Consider the following 377-nt stretch of genomic DNA (forward strand, 5'->3'; position numbering starts at 1 on the left):
TCGGAGATCGAAGCATTGTTCGGGAAGGCCGGCATCAGTTCCGGCGACGAAACCACCAACCCACAGGAGAATTCATGACCCAGTTCAGCCACGTCGACATCGCCCGCGTATGCCACGAGGCGAACCGCGCCGTTCAGATCGTGTCTGGTGATCCCGCGGTGTCACCGTCGTGGATGCTCGCGCCCGACTGGCAGCGTGCGTCGGCGGTCGAGGGCGTCGAAAAGGCGCTCGCTGGTTCCACGCCAGAGCAGTTGCACGAGTCGTGGTGCGCTTTCAAGAGCGCTGATGGTTGGGTGTACGGGCCGGTGAAAGATGCTGACGCAAAGACACATCCGTGCCTCGTGCCGTACGCCGACCTGCCGCCAGAGCAGAAGGCG

Annotated in this window: 1 protein-coding gene; it reads left to right on the forward strand. The window is 63.4% G+C overall.

The window, feature by feature from the left end:
* Positions 1-74: 74 nt before the first annotated feature.
* A partial coding sequence (locus AC3XQU_RS23205) for a RyR domain-containing protein (protein ID WP_489876510.1) occupies positions 75-377 on the forward strand: 303 nt, incomplete at its 3' end.

It is taken from the genome of Telluria sp. AZSoR62 (genome assembly GCF_058111565.1).